This window comes from Vreelandella stevensii S18214 (genome assembly GCF_000275725.1).
In the GTDB taxonomy this organism is placed as follows: Bacteria; Pseudomonadota; Gammaproteobacteria; order Pseudomonadales; family Halomonadaceae; genus Vreelandella; species Vreelandella stevensii.
On record NZ_AJTS01000028.1, the window covers coordinates 1 to 3,249 of the forward strand.

2 rRNA genes are annotated in these 3,249 nt (G+C 54.6%); both read right to left on the reverse strand.

Annotation, left to right across the window (positions count from 1 at the left end):
* Nucleotides 1-6: 6 nt before the first annotated feature.
* A 5S ribosomal RNA gene (rrf, locus tag HSS18214_RS0105540) occupies nucleotides 7-122 on the reverse strand.
* Between the two features lie 153 nt (nucleotides 123-275).
* Nucleotides 276-3,168, reverse strand: a 23S ribosomal RNA gene (locus HSS18214_RS0105545).
* Nucleotides 3,169-3,249 lie beyond the last annotated feature (81 nt).

A 3,249-nucleotide genomic window follows, 5' to 3' on the forward strand; every position in this document is an offset into this window, starting at 1 on the left:
ATAAGTGCCTGACGATGACCTACTCTCACATGGGGAGACCCCACACTACCATCGGCGCTAAGCGGTTTCACTTCTGAGTTCGGCATGGGATCAGGTGGTTCACGCGTGCTATGGTCGTCAGGCGTAACAGGTAATGCATATCATGCTGAGTGTTCGTTGACGTGTATTGTGTGCGTCTCCTGTCAGCAAGCGCTCTGGCTCACTGCGGCGTATCCGGTGTTGCGAGTGCGTTCACACTCTTCGTTATCATCACGACCAGACCCCTTGGGTGTTATAGGGTCAAGCCTCACGGGCCATTAGTACACGTTAGCTCAACGCCTTGCAGCGCTTCCACACCGTGCCTATCAACCAGCTGGTCTCGCTGGGCCCTTCAGGAGGCTCTAGGCCTCGGGGATGTCTCATCTTGAAGGGGGCTTCCCGCTTAGATGCTTTCAGCGGTTATCCCGTCCGACCATAGCTACCCGGCAATGCCACTGGCGTGACAACCGGAACACCAGAGGGTCGTCCACTCCGGTCCTCTCGTACTAGGAGCAGCTCTTCTCAAACATCCAACGCCCACGGCAGATAGGGACCGAACTGTCTCACGACGTTCTAAACCCAGCTCGCGTACCACTTTAAATGGCGAACAGCCATACCCTTGGGACCGACTTCAGCCCCAGGATGTGATGAGCCGACATCGAGGTGCCAAACACCGCCGTCGATGTGAACTCTTGGGCGGTATCAGCCTGTTATCCCCGGAGTACCTTTTATCCGTTGAGCGATGGCCCTTCCATACAGAACCACCGGATCACTAGAACCTGCTTTCGCACCTGCTCGACGTGTCTGTCTCGCAGTCAAGCACCCTTATGCTCTTGCACTCATTGCACGATGTCCGACCGTGCTGAGGGTACCTTCGTGCTCCTCCGTTACGCTTTGGGAGGAGACCGCCCCAGTCAAACTACCCACCACACACTGTCCTCGATCCGGATCACGGACCTGAGTGAGAACGCCAATGATGCCAGGCTGGTATTTCAAGGTTGGCTCCCCTCGAACTGGCGTCCGAGGTTCAAAGCCTCCCAGCTATCCTACACAGGCAACATCAGCGTCCAGTGTGAAGCTATAGTAAAGGTTCACGGGGTCTTTCCGTCTAGCCGCGGGTACACCGCATCTTCACGGCGATTTCAATTTCACTGAGTCTCGGGTGGAGACAGCGTGGCCATCATTACGCCATTCGTGCAGGTCGGAACTTACCCGACAAGGAATTTCGCTACCTTAGGACCGTTATAGTTACGGCCGCCGTTTACCGGGGCTTCGATCAAGAGCTTCGGACGAATCCTAACACCATCACTTAACCTTCCGGCACCGGGCAGGCGTCACACCCTATACGTCCTCTTGCGAGTTGGCAGAGTGCTGTGTTTTTACTAAACAGTTGCAGCCACCTGGTATCTTCGACCGGTTCGGGCTTGGAGAGCAAGTCTCGTCACCCTACGCCGGCGTGCCTTCTCCCGAAGTTACGGCACCATTTTGCCTAGTTCCTTCACCCGAGTTCTCTCAAGCGCCTTGGGATTCTCACCCTGACCACCTGTGTCGGTTTGGGGTACGGTCGCACATGATCTGAAGCTTAGAGGCTTTTCCTGGAAGCGTGGCATCAATGACTTCGACACCGTAGTGTCTTCGTTTCGTGTCTCGGCCTTGAAGGGTCCCGGATTTACCTGAGACCCCAGCCTACTCACTTTCACCAGGACAACCAACGCCTGGCTCACCTAGCCTTCTCCGTCCCCCCATCGCAATCATGTCCGGTACGGGAATATTGACCCGTTTCCCATCGACTACGCCTTTCGGCCTCGCCTTAGGGGCCGACTCACTCTGCTCCGATTAGCGTCGAACAGAAACCCTTGGTCTTCCGGCGAGGGAGTTTTTCACTCCCTTTATCGTTACTCATGTCAGCATTCGCACTCGTGATACCTCCAGCATGCTTCTCAACACACCTTCATCGGCTTACACGACGCTCCTCTACCGCTCATCCGTAAGGATGAACCCGTAGCTTCGGTACCTGGTTTAGCCCCGTTACATCTTCCGCGCAGGCCGACTCGACTAGTGAGCTATTACGCTTTCTTTAAAGGATGGCTGCTTCTAAGCCAACCTCCTAGCTGTCTGAGCCTTCCCACATCGTTTCCCACTTAACCAGGATTTGGGGACCTTAGCTGACGGTCTGGGTTGTTTCCCTTTTCACGACGGACGTTAGCACCCGCCGTGTGTCTCCCACGCTGCACTCACCGGTATTCGGAGTTTGCCTCGGGTTGGTAAGTCGGGATGACCCCCTAGCCGAAACAGTGCTCTACCCCCGGCGGTGATACGTGAGGCGCTACCTAAATAGCTTTCGAGGAGAACCAGCTATCTCCGAGCTTGATTAGCCTTTCACTCCGATCCACAAGTCATCCAAATCTTTTTCAACAGATCCTGGTTCGGGCCTCCAGTTGATGTTACTCAACCTTCACCCTGCTCATGGATAGATCGCTCGGTTTCGGGTCTATATCCAGCGACTGTGTCGCCCAGTTAAGACTCGGTTTCCCTACGGCTCCCCTATACGGTTAACCTCGCCACTGAATATAAGTCGCTGACCCATTATACAAAAGGTACGCAGTCACAGAACAAGTCTGCTCCTACTGCTTGTACGCACACGGTTTCAGGATCTATTTCACTCCCCTCTCCGGGGTTCTTTTCGCCTTTCCCTCACGGTACTGGTTCACTATCGGTCAGCCAGGAGTATTTAGCCTTGGAGGATGGTCCCCCCGTCTTCAGTCAAGGTTTCTCGTGCCCCGACCTACTCGATTTCACGTGATCAGATTTTCGACTACGGGGCTATCACCCGCTATGGCCAGACTTCCCAGTCTGTTCGTCTAATCCGTCACACGCTTAAGGGCTGGTCCCCGTTCGCTCGCCGCTACTAGGGGAATCTCGGTTGATTTCTTTTCCTCAGGGTACTTAGATGTTTCAGTTCCCCTGGTTCGCCTCCTGCCCCTATGTATTCAGGACAGGATACTCATCTTGTGATGAGTGGGTTTCCCCATTCAGAGATGTCCGGGTCGCAGGTCGTTTGCCACCTCACCGAACCTTATCGCAGGCTACCACGTCTTTCATCGCCTCTGGCTGCCTAGGCATCCACCGTGTGCGCTTCATTGCTTGACCCTATAACCCGAAGGAGTCTGGGGTTCGCAATGATAACGATTGCCGGATACGCTTGAGACGTATCACAATACAATTTACGTA